This is a genomic window from Deltaproteobacteria bacterium (assembly GCA_015233135.1).
GTDB lineage: Bacteria > UBA10199 > UBA10199 > JADFYH01 > JADFYH01 > JADFYH01.
Window position 1 is genome coordinate 31532 of sequence record JADFYH010000023.1, and the last position, 17094, is coordinate 48625.

17 protein-coding genes are annotated in these 17094 nt (G+C 50.1%); all 17 read right to left on the bottom strand.

The window, feature by feature from the left end:
* Positions 1 to 5: 5 nt before the first annotated feature.
* On the bottom strand, positions 6 to 329 hold the full coding sequence (locus HQM15_08375; GenBank protein ID MBF0492781.1) for a hypothetical protein: 324 nt from the start codon (positions 327 to 329) through the stop codon (positions 6 to 8).
* A 13-nt stretch (positions 330 to 342) separates the two neighbouring features.
* A complete protein-coding gene (locus tag HQM15_08380) occupies positions 343 to 1182 on the bottom strand; it encodes a trypsin-like peptidase domain-containing protein (GenBank protein MBF0492782.1) in 840 nt (279 codons plus the stop codon).
* A gap of 94 nt (positions 1183 to 1276) precedes the next feature.
* Positions 1277 to 2032, bottom strand: coding sequence for a trypsin-like peptidase domain-containing protein (locus tag HQM15_08385; GenBank protein MBF0492783.1), 756 nt, complete (start codon positions 2030 to 2032; stop codon positions 1277 to 1279).
* A 16-nt stretch (positions 2033 to 2048) separates the two neighbouring features.
* A complete protein-coding gene (locus tag HQM15_08390) occupies positions 2049 to 3536 on the bottom strand; it encodes a PDZ domain-containing protein (protein ID MBF0492784.1) in 1488 nt (495 codons plus the stop codon).
* An 89-nt stretch (positions 3537 to 3625) separates the two neighbouring features.
* On the bottom strand, positions 3626 to 4900 hold the full coding sequence (locus HQM15_08395; GenBank protein ID MBF0492785.1) for a PDZ domain-containing protein: 1275 nt from the start codon (positions 4898 to 4900) through the stop codon (positions 3626 to 3628).
* Positions 4897 to 5844 carry a cation transporter gene (locus HQM15_08400; protein MBF0492786.1) on the bottom strand — a complete coding sequence of 316 codons (948 nt, stop codon included), beginning with the start codon at positions 5842 to 5844 and terminating at the stop codon, positions 4897 to 4899. Before HQM15_08400 ends, HQM15_08395 begins: the two co-directional genes overlap by 4 nt.
* A gap of 147 nt (positions 5845 to 5991) precedes the next feature.
* On the bottom strand, positions 5992 to 6477 hold the full coding sequence (locus tag HQM15_08405; protein MBF0492787.1) for a hypothetical protein: 486 nt from the start codon (positions 6475 to 6477) through the stop codon (positions 5992 to 5994).
* 10 nt (positions 6478 to 6487) lie between these two features.
* Positions 6488 to 7258 carry a LemA family protein gene (locus tag HQM15_08410; protein MBF0492788.1) on the bottom strand — a complete coding sequence of 257 codons (771 nt, stop codon included), beginning with the start codon at positions 7256 to 7258 and terminating at the stop codon, positions 6488 to 6490.
* Positions 7258 to 8064 carry a tetratricopeptide repeat protein gene (locus HQM15_08415; protein ID MBF0492789.1) on the bottom strand — a complete coding sequence of 269 codons (807 nt, stop codon included), beginning with the start codon at positions 8062 to 8064 and terminating at the stop codon, positions 7258 to 7260. The genes HQM15_08410 and HQM15_08415 overlap by 1 nt, the downstream gene beginning before the upstream one ends.
* A 24-nt stretch (positions 8065 to 8088) precedes the next feature.
* Positions 8089 to 8283: a hypothetical protein gene (locus tag HQM15_08420; GenBank protein MBF0492790.1), complete on the bottom strand. Its 195-nt coding sequence runs from the start codon at positions 8281 to 8283 to the stop codon at positions 8089 to 8091.
* Between the two features lie 3 nt (positions 8284 to 8286).
* Positions 8287 to 8466 (bottom strand): hypothetical protein, encoded by a 180-nt coding sequence (locus tag HQM15_08425; GenBank protein ID MBF0492791.1) that lies wholly within the window; start codon positions 8464 to 8466, stop codon positions 8287 to 8289.
* Positions 8467 to 8511: 45 nt separating this feature from the next.
* Positions 8512 to 9072, bottom strand: a complete 561-nt coding sequence (locus HQM15_08430; GenBank protein MBF0492792.1) for a hypothetical protein — start codon at positions 9070 to 9072, stop codon at positions 8512 to 8514.
* 284 nt (positions 9073 to 9356) lie between these two features.
* The gene (locus tag HQM15_08435) at positions 9357 to 11192 is read right to left on the bottom strand and encodes a VWA domain-containing protein (GenBank protein MBF0492793.1); all 1836 of its coding nucleotides are present in this window, start codon (positions 11190 to 11192) and stop codon (positions 9357 to 9359) included.
* 43 nt (positions 11193 to 11235) lie between these two features.
* Entirely contained in the window at positions 11236 to 11409 is a 174-nt protein-coding gene (locus tag HQM15_08440) for a hypothetical protein (GenBank protein ID MBF0492794.1), read from the bottom strand.
* A gap of 43 nt (positions 11410 to 11452) precedes the next feature.
* A complete protein-coding gene (locus HQM15_08445; GenBank protein MBF0492795.1) occupies positions 11453 to 12559 on the bottom strand; it encodes an EscU/YscU/HrcU family type III secretion system export apparatus switch protein in 1107 nt (368 codons plus the stop codon).
* 26 nt (positions 12560 to 12585) lie between these two features.
* Positions 12586 to 13578 (bottom strand): porphobilinogen synthase, encoded by a 993-nt coding sequence (gene hemB / locus HQM15_08450; protein MBF0492796.1) that lies wholly within the window; start codon positions 13576 to 13578, stop codon positions 12586 to 12588.
* Positions 13579 to 13677: 99 nt separating this feature from the next.
* On the bottom strand, positions 13678 to 17022 hold the full coding sequence (locus HQM15_08455; GenBank protein ID MBF0492797.1) for a hypothetical protein: 3345 nt from the start codon (positions 17020 to 17022) through the stop codon (positions 13678 to 13680).
* Positions 17023 to 17094: the final 72 nt, after the last annotated feature.

The following is a 17094-nucleotide window of genomic DNA, read 5'->3' on the forward strand; positions in this document are numbered from 1 at the left end:
TTTCTCTACTTAAAGTACGTGGCGCTCATCTCGCGACCACACACGGGACAAACTGCCTTCCCGTTGATATCGTAATCCGGAAGCCCGGTCGCCCCATGCACGGGGCAGACAAACTGTCCGGCCTGTTTCGTCACCACCGACTTTTTTTGCTCGGGAACAGGTGGCAGAGTTTGAGGCGTGGTGGTGCCGGCCGCCATGGAATACGTGACAGCGGTCTTCATATCGCCTTTCCATTTATCGTATCCGTTGATCGCGACATAGAGCGCGGTGCTCAACAGAACGACCACGAAGATGACGACCATCCACAATCCAACTTTTCCCTTTTGCATCTCAAACCTCCCCTTAAGGAACCGCCCCCCAAGCCTCTTTGGCAAAATTAATGGGTACCGCGAAACCAATCCCGGTGAAACTATCTCCTTGTACGTAGGAAGCAAAAGCAATTCCGACCACCTCGCCATCGAGGTTCACCAGGGGCCCGCCGGCATTCCCCTTGTTGATAGTGGCATCCGTCAGAATGGCATCGCGCACCGCCATGCCTTCCACCGTCACGTCTCTTTTTCCGCTGACGATTCCAGAGGTCACTGTGCCCGACAACGAAAACGGATTGCCCAGCACCATCACCCCGTCACCCGTCCTCAGACGATTAGAATCCCCCATCCGAACGAACGGGAATTGCTGTCCCGCTGCTGCACGGATCTTGCCGATCACGAGTGGAGAGTCTGGATCGCGGGCAATCACACGGGCCGTGAATTGAGTCTGACCCGCACGATAAAGCGAGACCTGAAGGTCGTTGCCGTCGCCCACCACATGCTTCGTCGTCAGAAATAAACCCTGCGGATCGATAATCACGCCTGATCCCACCGCCTGATCCGGGGTCAGCGGAAAAGCATCGCCCATCTTGATACCGCTGGCCGCCGCATCGGCATTCTTCGACGGCATCACAATAACTTTCAGAACCGCGGGTCGAACCTGCTGCACCAGTGAATGAATGCTTTCATCCAAAGCCCCACCGGCCCCCGGAAGCGGGGCCTGTACCGCAATACCTCGCCCTTCCAACGGCGGATTGTTGCTCGGCACCTGCTGCCACTCCGGGTTCATTTCCCCTTCTCCGACCACCCCATTCCGGATAGGGGTCGGTTGGGGCCAGAATTTTTTCAAGAAAAAACCGACCACAAAGGCCATGATCCCCAGCTTAAACAACAAGATCCAAACTGCCGATCGGATGACAATTTTCTTCGTGAGACGAAATTCTTTGAGTCGCCTGAATGTCCCCACCTTATTTCACCCTCATCCTCTCGGTCGAAAAATTTATGGCCACGTCCATGGGGATCGCAAACCCCTGTCCTGCGAAGCCGCCTCGAAAAGGGTCCTCCGCCAAAATAGCAGAATTAATTCCAACCACTTCCCCACGCAGATTCACCAGCGGCCCCCCGCTATTCCCCTGATTGATGGGGGCATCCGTCTGAATCAGCCCCTCGTAAACCAGCCCTCCCACTTCAAGAGTACGTCCAGTGGCACTGACAATGCCACTCGTGACCGTGTGCGAAAGGCCGAAAGGATTTCCGATAGCAACCACCCGATCCCCCGTCTTCACTTGCGCTCCCGCGTTGCTCAGGGCCACTCGTGCTACAGGGAAGGTCTCTCCCGCATGAGGCTTAATGCGGATCAACGCCAGATCCAGCTTCTTGTCGGAACCTACTACTCTTCCTCTATAGTTCTTGTTCTGCACACGCCACAGAGTTACTTCGATATTTTGAGAACCCCCCACCACATGTTCGTTAGTGAGGATATAACCGGCCTCCGAAATCAGAACCCCCGAACCGATACTCTGGACAAAACTTCCATTGCCCATCGACTTCAATGCCTTGATATTCACGGTTGCAGGCCTTGCCTCAGCCAGCGCTTCTTTCGTCAGGGTCTCAATCGCTTTGGGCCCCACAGCACCTTGTTGAGGAAGGATTTGCGTCACCCCCGCCCTCAGAGGAAGAGAAAACATCAGGATTAAAAACATTAAAATAAATAGCTGTACCATTTTGCCCTCACCCTCTTTACCTCTTCCCTAACGATGCCGATCCGAAGACCGCGACGCTTGGAACCAGCTTGCCTTCGCGGAAGGCCTGAATCACATCCTCTATGGAACCAAAAACGCCGGCATAAACGGCGATCTTGGCATCGCTCAGCGCATCGTAGGCCCGCGGGCCTATCCGGCCAGTGATCACCGCATCAATATGATTTTGCATCAGCCATTTGGCAGCCAAAATCCCCGTCGCCTCGGACTGCGTATTGGCAACCGCATTCAGGGTCCCTTTTTTCAAATCGACGAGGATGAAATAGGGACTCTTCGTAAACATCGGTGACACCTGGTCCGCTGAGGTGGAGCCCATGGCCGCCACGGCCACAATCCTCATGCCATTATCCACCGGCAACTGCTGGGCGACCTGTGAGGCAGCCGCAGAGTTGGGAAGCTGATTGCCCTGGCGATCTAATCCTGGCGAAGCAATGGTGACAAAACGATGTCGACCGCCACGCCACACATCCACCATCGCACCTTTGGCCCCTTCAGTCGCATCTTTGAACTGCCGAAGCGATGCTGTCGGCATCCCGTTGATGGCCATGATAATGTCGCCTACCTGAAATCCAGCATTGAAGGCCGGCCCGATGGAAATGCCGTCCACCGCGATTCCCCGGGTCTCTGGAGGCAGTCCCAATTCCTTGGCTTCCAGAGGATCAATAGGAACCACTGTCAGTCCCAGCCAGCTGGCTTCCACCTCAATATCCGCTGGCGGCAACTCTTGAGGAGGCAAGCCTGTCGGAGAGTTTGGCAACACCGCCGCTGTCACCCCCACCTCTTGCGTAAAACCATTTCTGATAATTTCAAGTTTGATCAGGGCCCCCGGACTCTTGCCCTGAAGCACCTCACTGAAACCGATTCGGTCGTTCACGGGAACCTTATCGACCGTGCGCACCACATCGCCTCTCACCAGGCCACTTTGCGCCGCCGGTGAACCCGGCACCACGTACGAGATGATCACTCCACGCGGGTCAGCGAGCTTCAGCTGACTCATCATCACCGCATCCAGGGACTGGACATCCAGGCCCAGCCACGCATTTCCATTCACATCCGGAGTGGCATTGGGCCTCGTGGGCGTCATGCCCACAGCGGGGACATTGGGATTAACAGCCTCAGCTGCGGGTCGGGCCTTCAAAACTAAACTCAAGGATTCCTTTTTATTGTTTCGCAGCACTCTCAACTTGATCCGATCACCGTCTTTCTTGCCTTGTAGAAAAGTCGCTAAATCCGCCGTACTGGTAATTTTGACCGTGTCTACACTGGTAATCACATCCGCTCGTTTCAAACCGCCCAGCTCGGCCGGCGAATTCGGAAATACCTTTTGGACATAAACTCCAGGCTCCGCAGAAGTGACATCGTCTAGGTCAGCACCCAACCAGACGGAACCCGCTGCCTGATTCAGCGCGATGGCAATCGGCGCCTCTTCGGGACGCCTGGGCAAGGGCTTGTCAATGAAATACAGCATCGTCCAGATCACGAGGGCGATCGTCAACCCGATGATAATAATCGTTCGCAGATCAAAGTTCTTCCAGGGGCTTCTTGAAGATGGCTGGCTCAAAGTGTTTTCCTCCTACCCGAAAATCCCGGGCCGATAGGCACGTCATTTGGAGTCGCCGGAGCCCCCACCGCTTTCAAGCTTCCCTGTTTGAAGGCATCTATCGCCCCTCGGACATCTCCATTCACTCCCGGGTAAAGGGTGATTCCAAGATTAGTGAGCCCTGTCGCTGCGCCTTGACCGATGGCCCCGCAGATAACCGCCTCCGCTCCCAGATCCATCAGATCCTGTGCCACTTGCAGCCCCGTGCCACCTTTATTTTGAACCACCTTGAAGGTATTTTTCTTGAGATCGACGACAATGAAATAAGGAGAACTCGTCAGTTCGTTGGATAGGGCGTCATTCACATTTTTGCCTGTGGACGCGACGGCAATCACCGAGGCGGTCCGCCCCTCTTCGATCACGGCCGTTTTGGGATCTGCCTGTGCAAAAGCAATAGGATTGCCCTGGGGAGCCGTCCCCTGGGGACCCTGCGTTCCCAGAGCCACCTGGGCCGCAATGTCCGGCATGCTAAATCGGAATATTTTTTCTCTTTGTTGACGCCATACATTCACACGCACCGTATCTCCGGCGGCAAAAGTACCCAAGGCGCGCTCCAACTCGGCGATGGTCTCGACCTTGCGAGTGTCGACCATGTAAAACATATCTCCATTTTCCATCCCCAAGTTGGCAGCCAGCCCCCCCGGCAATACCCGCGTAATCACCGCGCCCTTCTTGTCCGGAAGATCGAGCTTGAGAGTCATCGCCGTAGTAGCCTCCGTCAACTCCAGCCCAAGAATACTTTGAGCATCCGCTACCGTTAGAGCCACCGGAGTTCCCTGAGCATCGAGAACTTGATGACAGACTGCACAGGGCCCCCAGTAGGGATGAGTCATGGTTGCTGTAACCGGAATTGAACCTCCATTAATTGGAGCACGGCTCTTGGGGCCGATCACCTCATGACATTTTGTGCAATCCTGCCCGTAGTTGGGATGAGTCATCACATCGCTCAGTTTGATGGGAGGGATACCCCCACCACCCTTCGCAGCAGCAAGCTGGCCCTGCATCACCATCGGTGGGGGCATTCCGCCACCCGCCACAGGAATGGCCGCATTCTTAGCTGTTGCCGAAGGATGAATCGCTGCACGATACTCTGCCGCATAGACAGGGTCCCGCTTCATTTTGATTTCGTGATACGTCACCCATCCCATCGTGAGTAGAAACACGGCAACCAGAAGCCCCAGCAGCGGCCTTAATTCTTTTTTACAAAAGGGTGTCGGCTCTTTTTTAGTCATGATTCATTCCCCAAAAACGGTTTGAGGCGGACGGTGACTTCACATTCAAAATCGAGCTTGGACCGCACCGCTCGAGAGACACCCGCCTTGATTCCATCAAATTGCTCCACCTTAATATCTTTGTCTACGAACACCGCCACTTCCACCTCGGAGGTCGACCCTAGTTCCCGGGTACGCACGTTCTTTACGCCTTTGATACCAGAAACCTCTGCGACGGCCTTTCGGATTTCAGCAATCGTCTTGTCATCCATCGAATAATCCATGAGCTTCTTGACAGCTTCCAGAAACATGTCTGCTGACGACTTCAGGATAAGGATCGCAACGATGATCGCCGCAATCGAATCCAAAACAGGAAGTGAGATCTTTGCACCAACGATTCCCACCAGCACGGCGGCTGAAGAATAGGTATCTACCCTCGATTCGAGGGAAACTGCGGCGACCGAGGGCTTGTTGTAAAGCACATCGACGCAATGGGCTTGACGACACATGAGTTCATTCACAATGATGGAAATGAGTGCGCCCCAGGCGGTAACCAGATGCGGGGCAACGTAGCGACCGAGGTAAACATCCCGCGCGCCGTCGATGAAGATATAGATGCCCAGGATCAACAAGAAAAACGAAATAATCAATGCCGCGATGTACTCGACCTTGCCTCGTCCGTAGGGATAGTCCTTGCTTCGAGGCTTGTCCGCAACTTTCAAGGCAATAAACATCATAAAGCTCGCCAGCAGATCCCCCAGCGAATGAATGGCATCTGCCACCAGGGCCTTAGAACCCCCAACGATTCCCAGGTAGGCTTTCACGATGATAAGAAACGTGTTCCCCGCCACATTGACGGTAGTGACATGCCTGAGACAACGCTCGCAACTCTCTCCAGGCTCAAATTGCGCCGTCACCTCATCCTCAGAATCTTCAGAATCTATGGTTGTTTTCGAATTAGCCATGAGGATTACTTCAGTGAATCCTTGTCGTTCATTCGTTTCTCAAGCGCCACCTGCTTCTTATAAACCATCCAGATTCCTACCAAAAGACCGATCAGCAATAAGAGTTCAATCATAAAGTCTCCGTAAAAAATCGTAGTTACGAAAAATCTAGAAAACGTAATGCCCCTTCAAAAGACAAAGGCACATGATAAAAAACACCACCATCTGCGTGTGCAAAAAATAAAGTCCTTTGCCCACTACGGGATGCAATCCGTCCATCAGATATTTGAAGCGCAGAACCACTCCCCCAAAAGTCAGCCAACCCATCAGGATCAAGGCAACCCACAGATAGGTGTTGTGCCAATGCGTCACATAGCAATGCAGGCACGCCGCCACAAACAGGATGATGTTAATCCAGCAGTGGACTCTGAGAAATGTTGCAAAAAAAGCGTCGTCCTTCAGCATGAAAAACAGGCGCAGATACTTCGCCGGAATATAAGACTGCGCGGCGATGAAAAGCACCATACAAAGGTTTCCCGAACCCGTCGCCAGATTATAGTCGCTCCAGTAGGCAAACAAGATGCAGGCGAGTATTAACGCCAAAATCAAAAGCGTTTTCAGTCGGATGTCGGCACTGGAAAAATACCTATACACACATGCCTTCCTATGGAGCCCTCTTTGGGTCCGTGTTCTGGGGTGCCTCTTTATTTTCAAACATAGGCACGAAATTGGCCCCCCCCTTGTCCGGCTCGAAATAGGGGAGCGGCTTATATCTAAAAATAAAACCAAAAAAGTTCCCAGGGAAGGTCTGCAGCGCCGTCAGGTAATAATTGGTCGACTCGTTATAGCGCACGCGGGCGGCCGCCAGCTCTTTTTCACTATCCATGACAGCAGTAACCGCGTAGTGAAACTCGGAGCTGAACTTCAGGTCGGGGTACTGCTCGGCCAAGGCAAAAAACTGACCCAGGATGGGATTGGCTTTCTTGATTTCTTCCACCGCGGCCGGATCCATTTTTATCTCCGACGGCATTTTCTCTCGACCCACCATGGCGGTTTTGATTTCCGCCACGTATTTGAAGATTTCTTTCTCATGCTGGATGTAGGCGGAGGCCAGATTTGAAATATTGACGCTTAAATCGCGTCTCATCTGCATGTAAACGACAACGGAAGACCCATCTCTCCGCGCGTTCCACTCCAGCTTGTAGAGGTGATTGTAGTAATATACGGAGACCAGCAACATCAAACAAGCACTCAAGATCATCCAGCGCCGTCGCAGAACATACCCCAGACGCCAGACCACCCCGTGGATCCCTTTACGAGCCCCAGCCCACTTGCCCAAATCCTCAAAATCATCCTCAGGACCCGATTCAAGATCCTCCTGATTCGATCGACCCGGAGAAAGCTTATTAATAATGTGTTTGACCCTTGACTTCATCAATCGAGATCCTCGGTGGATTCGAGTTCAAGAACTTTCTTGAAACACTTGCCAGCTTCCGCTGCATCTCCGGCACTTTGAAGTGCAAAACCCAGGTGTTGAAAATATTTCGGTTCAGCCGGATTTAATTCGGCGGCCTTTCTAAACGACGCGATCGACTGCTCCAAATCACCCTTTTTGTCTTGTGCTACACCCATCTTGTAGAAAATTTCGCTGTTGTCCGGACTCATCTCAGAGACTTCTTTCAAGGTCGCCAGGCATTGATCATATTTTTTAGCTCGAAGATAGGCATTGCCCAGTTGATACAAAGCGTCTTTGCTCTTGGGGAGTAGGATCAATGTTTTTTCAAAACACTCAATGGCCTTGTCTGACTCGTCCAGATTGTAATAGGTCTTCCCCAAAAGATAGAAAATCTGTGGACTCCCACGCCCCGCCGCAATCCCGGCCTCAAAAGCTTCTGCAGCTTTTTGATACTCACCCCGTTTGAGATACTTCTTGCCAAGATTCTCATGGATCTGACCTTTTTCTTTCTCATCGAGAGAAAAAATATTGTTGTAGGCAGCAATAGCCCTGGCCAGAAGCTTTCCAAGCACTACCATGGTGATGTGCATGGAATAATCAAAGCCCACCTGAAACGAGGCTTTTTTTTCAGTCTTTTCTGATGTCCGCTCTGCCTCTTTCCGAAACTCGGTTTTTCCTTGAGGAGACTCAAGCTCTCCCCTGGCTTCAAGCGTTTTAGATCCAGATTCAAACTCCTTAGACCCCTCTTCTACATCCTGTTGTTTATTTTCTTTATGTTTGCTCATACTTGTGTTCCTCCCTGCCTTTCTTTAATCCGTATCATTTTTCTTATGATTGTTGTCACTGTTGTCACTCATGATGGCAATCCAAATAGCAAAAACCCCAAAGCCGACTAACAAGATCGGCACGATACCGCTCAAGAGATCCTTGAGATAGTACCACTGGTCAACTACTCCCCAGATCCCCACCCCTAATAATGTCAAACCAAAGACGATATGAACCATAATTTAACTTATCTTTTTTGAAAGTCCGGCTATGAGTGCGACGATTCCAATTCCGATGAGAACTAGCGGCCCCACACCCTTTAGCACATCGATGACATTGTAGTATTCGTCGTAAACCCCATAGATTCCGTTCGCTAGCGCAAACACCCCTACGCCCAGCTCAATCTTTCGTTTTAGACTCATGCCCCTGACATTTTCAACAATTCTCATTCAAACCCCTCCTTATTGTCACTTTAGAGCCCCATTTTTTGCCCAATCGATAATGACCTGTGCATCCTTTTCTGCGAAACGATTCATTGACCCCCCGGGCCGGACCAACAACACCAGAAGACCATTGTCGACATAGGTTTTGACCTTCTCATAGGTCATCAAGTTACGAAGCGGTCCATCGTGACAGCGAGAACAATTCACCTCGATAGTCCCAGAAATCGTATTGGTGTAAGTTACAGCCTCTACAGGGGCTTGCGCAGAAGGGCTTGCGGTGGGGGCCACAACAGTGGGTCCCGGAGGATCTGCCGCAGGCCCACCAAACGCGGCTGGTTTCACTACTTGCGGCGCCTGTATTCCAATACTTCCATTCCTATCCGTACGGGGGGAACCCACGTACAGGGCCCGATGCATGAGACGCTTGCAGGCCGGACACTTGATCTGACCACAGCTTTGGACCCCTGGGTGTGTCAGGACAGTCTCATCGTAGGGGCAGATACAATCCTGCGCTACAGGAGCCCAGGCAACTCCCCCCCCAAGGGAGAAAGCAACGACTACCAGGAAAATCAATGGTTTCAACATTCGCACACTTTTTTCTTATTAATCAGTAAAAACAAATGGTTAAGAGCGAGCAGGGGTAACCCACACTTTTTCTCAATGCAAGTTTTTTTCTATTTTTGTTTTTTTTTTTTCACTAAGTCACAAACAAAAACAATGAGGGTTATCTAACCAATTATTATTATGCGACTTTTTATATTTGTCTCAAGGAACTTTCATTGCTTATCCTTCTGACCCCGGATCGCAGTTCGGAGTAAACTGCAATCAGAATCTCCAGTGAAAATCATCAGAATGAGATTTATTATCAACTACTTAAAAGATGTATTCACGGGAGGAGCAGGCGGCGCCACTTTCTGAGACTGCGTCTGAGCCTGGGCCTTTTGCAGTTGAGCGATTGCTTTTCGTTTTCCACTGCGCCTTCCCCAGACATAACCAAAGAGCAACCCAAACAAAAAGATAGAAAATGAAGGGCAAAGGACATACATCAATATCCATTTACCTTTTTCCAACCCTCCCATTTGGCTGAACACCAAGCCCATACTCAAGGGTTGAATCGTGGTTTTATTCAACACGGGAATCGGAAGTGTGTGGGTTGGAGTTGGATTGAATCCAGGACCAGGAATGGAAGGAACCAAGGGTGGACTTGAAACGGTGTTATTGGCGGGTTGTGAAGTCGCCGTCAGATCTTGCCCCCCTGTCCCCACAGGAAGTACGCTGAAGGAATAAGGGATTTCATCGGTCCCGGAAGAGAAATGCTCCCTAATTTTAATAAACACAGGCCCCGCTTTTTGAAAGCTGACGTGATCAAACTTTGCAACGGCCCCTCCATTAGGAGAATAGGTTTCGGCGACTTGAACCCCATCCACATCGGTCAGAACTATATCCAATGAAATTTCAGGTTTTGAAGATCGCGCCTTGATCTCATACGAGGTCCCCGAAATTGGATTGAATTTGAAGATATCCAGGTTATCTCCAACACTCAGAAAATTCTTATCATACTGGCCTGCTTGTATCTCTAGGGCTGTTGCCTCGGTGTCTCCTGCATCTCTACCAGAATTTGCATCCGACATGTCTTGTATATCCACCTGGAAGCGATGGTCTTTATTTTGAGCATCATAGATGGAACCCACCAGGACGTAGTAACGTCCTTCTGCACTGGAAGGCACAGCAAAACTCAAGGCCTTTTTTTCATTACGGCCCCCGATAATATCTGCGCGACCAATTTGCTGACGTTGAGAACTATGAATCGCAATTCCTGCATAAGGGTTGCCTTTGGTAATCGTTGCCTGATTCAGTGTGCTATCGATAGAAACACCATCTTCACCCGTTTCCACCTTTGCAAGCAGACGTTGCCCTCCTTTTAAATCAATATAAAAATAATCATACTGATCTTTCTTTTGATGATGATCGAGGCGATAGAGTTTCCCGGGATTGAGGGAAACTGCAGTCTCGTAGGAGTCTCCACCCCGAATTGCATCCCCATAGGTACTGGGTTGTTTTTTGACCACCAGCGCATCCTTCGTGAGCTCCTGGAGAGAACTTGAAAGTGAAGCTGCATCGCGCGCATCTTTGTAAGTGCCACCGGTTGCAGTACTGAGACCTTCCAGCTGTGCTCGAGCGGGCGCATCGACATCAATGCCGATGGTGTGGATTTTAACTTTAAACCCCCTCGCGACCAAGGCTCTGGCTGTAGCAATCGGGTCACCTCCACAACTCTCTTCTCCGTCACTCACCAGAATAATCACGGCCTGTTCATCACTGACCGCGCCAAAATCAAGGGCCGCTTGTTCTAAAGAATAAGCAATCGGCGTTTCGCCCAAGGGCTGGGCTGCATTCACAATCGTTTGAATGAGAGGCTTATTGACGGGTCCAAAAGGCACCACCAACTCGGTGTCTTTGCAACTGGCCACCTTATCGCGTGGAGAAATACGATGGGAATAAAGTCTTAAGGCAACAATGGCATCGTCGGGGGTACCTGCCAAGGCGAGAGCAATAGCCTTTCGGGCGGCTTCAATTCGTTTTTCAGAACCCAGCATTTTGTTCATGGAACCGCTTACATCCAGAATAATTTCCGTTTTGGAGGCTGCGTAAAGTTCTGTCGAAAAAACAAAGAAGATAAAAAATACAGAAAGGATTTTTTTCATAACTACATTTCTCCTGATTTCACACTCCATTGAAAAATAAAATTTATTTTTTTACAGGACAGGGCACTGGATCGCATTTGATTTTACCATCCGGCCCTCGATAGCATTTTTCACATTTTGGAGCTTTTTTGTCTTTACTCCCCTCTGCTTGCACGAAACGCAGTGGAAGCGCCAGCAACGACAAGAACGCCAGTGTGAATACAATCTTTTTCTTCATATTTTTCTCCCTAATCAACACAATCCTCTCTATACACAACTGCCTAAATATAGCCAACTTTCTCTGCAGAGCCCCGCAACTCCCGTTTTGCCTCTTGGGCCTGTTTCATCTTGTATACAATCGCAAGCGTCTCTGCCACTGCCGTATAAAGCTCTTCGGGAACTTCTTGACCTTCTTCCAGCTCAACCAGCGACCAGGCCAAGGCGACGTTGCGAATAATGGGCACGCTATATTCTTCCGCTAACTTTTTGATTTTTTCTGCAAACAGGCGTTGCCCCTTGGCCACGACTTCCGGGGCACCCATCTCATTCTTATCGTATTTGATAGCCACTGCAACATGCGTAGGATTGGTAACCACCGCATCCGCATTCTTCACCTGTTGTCCCACATCTCCAAAAACCATCTCGCGATGCAAGGCCTTACGGTGGGATTTGATATGCGGGTCTCCTTCATCTTGCTTGTATTCCCTCTTCACTTCTTCCTTGGTCATGCGCATCTGCTTCATGAATTGCCAGCGCTGTATCATAAAATCAGCTGTGGCAATGGCAATAAAGAGAATCACGACTTTCAGTACAATTTGAAAGATAAGACTTCCACCCACGCGAGCGCTGTCCAGAGTGGAAATCCGGGCAGTCTGTAATACCTGATACAGTGAATTATCCAACACTTTATAAGCAATAAAAAAGATGAAACTAAGTTTTAAAATATTCTTGACGAGCTCAATAAGGGTCATGGTTTTAAACATGTTTTTGATCCCCTCAATCGGGTTGAGCTTTTTCCCTTGGGGGGCAAGAGGATCTAGAGAAAAGATAGGACCCACCTGCATAAAACCAATAATGAGAGAGACTGAAAATCCTGCCAGCAACGCCGGGGCAGAAACTTTGGCCAGGGTCATCAGGGCCATTTTTCCAAGGTCCAACATCTCTGGACCGCCTATTTCTTTTTGGGCCGCAACCAAGAAAACCCTTTGCATAAAGATTTTAATCTGCCCCCCCATGTAGCCCATTCCCAAACAGAGGGTGACAAAAAGGGCGGCCATCTCAAAAATAGTAGTGAGATCCTTGCTCTTGGGCACTTGCCCTTTGCGCCGGGCCTCGCGCAGTCGCTTGGGGGTTGCATCTTCACTTTTTTCTTCGCTGGATTCGGACATGGTTTATTTATCGGTCTTTCCTGTTTCTAAAGTTGCTCTTTGAACCAAGCAGCCACTTGTTTGGCAAAGTAGGTAATAATCAGATCGGCCCCCGCACGTTTCATGGAGAGCAGCGATTCTAACACCAGTTTTTTTTCGTCAATCCACCCCTTTTCTGCAGCAGCCCTAATCATTGAATATTCTCCACTTACCTGATAGACGGCAAGTGGAACATGAAATTCGTCCTTTAACTTTTTCACTATATCCAGATAAGGCAGCCCGGGCTTCACCATTAAGATATCAGCCCCTTCTTCAATGTCTAAAGCGGCTTCACGAAGGGCCTCTCGGGAATTGGCTGGATCCATCTGATAAGACGCCCTATCCCCAAACTGGGGGGCAGATTCGGCCGCATCCCGAAAGGGGCCATAAAAAGCAGAGGCATATTTGACGGCATAAGAAAGAATGGGGATATGAGCAAAGTCATTCGCATCCAGAATTTTGCGGATGGCAGCTACCCTGCCATCCATCATATCTGAAGGGGCAATCAAATCGGCCCCAGCCTGGGCATGAACCAAGGCCATTTGGGCAAGCCATTCGAGGCTCTTGTCATTATGGATGATCTGAGAATTCCCACGGGACTCCACCAAGCCACAATGCCCATGCTCCGTATATTCGCAAAGACAGATATCACTGATAAGCAAAAGCTTTGGAGCCAAGAGTTTAATCTTGCGAATGGCTTCACAGACAATATTATTCTGGGCATAGGCAGAGCTGCCCAAATTGTCTTTGGAAGCAGGCAGACCAAATAGCAAAAGCGCGGGTATTTTAAGTGAAACGATTTCTGCAATTTCTTTTTCCAAATCCCCCAGAGAAAGTTGAAAAACCCCCGGCATGGAGCCTACTTCTTTTTTGGAGCGCCCCTCCACAATAAACAAGGGATAAATCAAATCCTGCAGCGAAAGGCGGGTTTCTTGCAGCATTTTTCTTAAGGTGGCATTTTCTCGAAGGCGCCTGGGGCGCGCGATAGGAAATTGTGGCATAGGCTCTGGACCCTAACATGCCTTGTTTACGGAGGCAATTCTTGAATTAGGCCTGAATGGGATTGAAAAGATCGTGCCACTTCGATTCCATATTACCGTTTACTGTGGCGCTGGTGGTAGGAGAGAGCGCACATAAATACGGTCAAAAGAAGCATTCACTGTGGGTGTCCCACCAACGCTTACTATTCCTACCCCGTAATTTACTGCCGTAACAGGAGTGAACCAGACGGTTGAAGCTGCAATTGCCACAAGGGTCCAGGTGCTAGGATAAGTAGAGGAGGTTCCTGTCCCATAAAAGGCTTCAACGGTATTGGCAAAAACTCTCAAACGCAGATAACCGGTTCCATCTGCAGGCAGTACGGTAGTAACTGTTGAGCCTATTTGACAACAACCATTCCAAAACTGCAGGCTCAAATTCCCTGATGCCACATAGCCCGCATAGATGCCAATTGAATCTGACATCCAAGTTGTATAAATCACAAGCGCCGCGCCAGTGGTTGTCGTGCCTGAATAGGAGGCGAGACGGGCAACTACTTCCGCCGCAGTTGGATTAATAGGCTGCGCTGTAAAATCGGTACTGTACGCTCGAGTCACATGAGGTCGATTGCCTGCCGCATTGATGTCTACATTAGTAGAAGACAAGTCTATTGTCGCTACCCCCGTATTTACGCTTGCCGCACCCAAGCCATTAGTACTTGTCCAACCGCTCGAGCTGCTGAGAGAAGGCGTTACGGATTCATAAGCATTTGCCGCAATAGACGTTTTAGAAGACCAAGTAAGGGTTCCAGAACCATTGTTGCTTAGTACTCCTGCAGAGTTTGAAGATGGAAATGCGGTGGTTACATTGTTTAACTTTACGATATCGCCGTTTCCATCCACCTGAAATTTATCACCACTCCCTACGGTAAGAAGAGCGGCGGGAGAAGAATCACCAATCCCTACATAACCGGAAGAGTTGACGGTAAGCCTGGTAGCTGATGCGGTAGCATCGTACAATTGAAAGTTACCCACACCCGAATCATCGCCTGAACCAGTAGATCCTAGAACGTAACTACGGCCACTCCCTTCCGAAGTATGATCAAACCCTATATAAGCACCGCTTGTACCAGCAGATGTTTTTGCATTGATGGTTATTCCCGACCCTACAACATCGAGAGGATAAGCAGGGGCAGTGGTTCCAACTCCCACATCGGCATCCAAAATATTTACTCTATCGGTACCCAAACCATTGGCATCAAAAGCAATGCGACCCGCACCCGAGCCAAGACCCAGCCATTGGCCATCTGCAGAAGCATCGGCAAAAGCGTCGCCTGAAGCCATCGAACCTACTGCCGTAATATCTCCTGATCCACCACCGCCACCTTGAACTACCCAGCTATTAGTAGCCTCACAGAGATATAACATCTGCCCACTTGCCGCATTATTTTTCATGAAATGTTCACCTACCGTACAAGTTCCTGGTAGAGAAGTACCGTTGGGAAGGAGTAAGGTGGCGCCAGCAAAATTCCAAGCACCTGTCAGAGTGGGAGAATCATTAGTATCAATGAGTGGCGCATCTTTGCCAGCCAAACGCGCCAACTCGGCAGAGGAAATCCCTGTCCCATTGAGATTAATGGCATTATCCCAGCCTGAACCAATTTTAATTGCACTTTCAGTGGCATCTGCATCTCCTGTAATCCCCGCAATCTCTATCCCTATCACTTCATTCGATACCCCCGTGTGATCCGCATTGGTGTAATTTAAATAGATTCCTCTAAATGTATCTGATCCATCCATCGCTCCTAACGTCCCTGAAAGAGTGAGAGCGTTCGTGCTCCCTCCCGCCGCGTTTACCTTCGTCGAGCTGATGGCCTGCGTTCCAAAGCTTGGACTGATCTTTGTCCCTGCGATCGCTGCATTCGTATCAATGTTTGCATTCCCAATGTCCGTTCCTATCTTCGCCGCGCTCACTTCCCCGTTCTTGATCTTCACCGCTGTAATTGCATCGTTCGCGATTGTTAAAGTTCCATCATTCAGAATCGTTGCATCTCCCGACATACTCACCGCTGCGGCTTGATTAGATACATTTCCAACCAGCACCTTTCCATCTGCAAGAGATACCTTTGTAGAGGTTATCGCTGCTCCTGCATTGATGTCCTCATCTAAAATAGTTCCATTCAAAATAAGACTGGAGGTAATGTCTCCCACACCTAACCCCCCCGCCACTGAGCCCCAGCTCAAGGTCCCAGATCCATTGTTGCTCAGCACTCCTGCAGAGTTCGAGGAAGGAAACGACGTCGTCACGTTGTTCAGTGCGATAATATTCCCATTCCCATCCACCTGAAACTTCCCGCTCCCTACCGTAAACAAAGAAGCCGGATTCGAATCCCCTATCCCCACATTCCCCGAATTCAAGATCCTCATGTCTTCTGTCGCTCCATTGTTGCCCGTCTTAAATATTATATCCGCTCCCGCTCCCCCCGCTCCACTCGTCGATTGCAGGGTCAGCGTACTCGCCGCCCCCGTTCCTCCTGTTACCACCGGATCGGTAATCCCCGTCGTAAATGTCGGAGACGTCCCAAACACCGCCGCTCCACTCCCCGTCTCATCCGTCAGGGCACCCGCTAAACTCGCTGAACTCCCTGCCAGTTTCGAAAAATCAATCGCCGCACCTCCGCTCACATCCGCATTCACGATAGAACCTGTCAGGTTCAGTTTGCTGTAAGCTATCCCTGCATTGTTAGCGATATTTGTATTTGCAATATCCGTCCCTATCTTCGCTGAGGTCACCGCTCCGTCTGCAAGATCTCCCGCTACTATACCATTACTTAAATTTAATTTGGAATACGCGATCCCCGCCGCTGCATCAATGTTCGCATTCCCTATATCCGTCCCCAGCTTCGACGCGCTCACCTCTCCGTTCTTGATCTTCACTGCTGTGATCGCATCGTTCGCGATCGTTAAAGATCCCGCATTATTTATCGTCGCATCTCCGCTCAGGGCCTTGTCGGTCGCTACTCCCAGGGCACTCCCTATAAAAATATGCCCATCCACTAAAGCATTCGAACTCTTCCCATCCAACTGCGTCTGGATATTCGATGTCACTCCATCCAGATAACTCAACTTGGTCGAATCCAGGATTGTCGCTCCTGTCTTGATCGAGTTGTTTCCTAAATCCAACCCCACATCCCAACCATCTCCTACCTTCATCGCTGTTTCTTTCGCTTGCGCATCTCCGGTAATCCCCGCGATCTCCATCCCTATCACTTCATTACTGGCCCCCGTGTGATCCGCATTCGTGTAATTTAAATAGATCCCTCGAAACGTATCCGATCCATCCATCGCTCCCAAAGTCCCGGATAACGTCAGCGCGTCCGCACTCCCTCCCGCTGCGTTCACCTTCGTCGAGCTGATGTGCGAAATCGCAAGACAGGGACCCAGTGATCCGCAAGGATAGGGACCCACTCGGAGCGTAGCGACGGATCTTATTTTTTCTTTTTATAGGTGGGTCCCTATCGATGCAATTTGTTTTTTTCT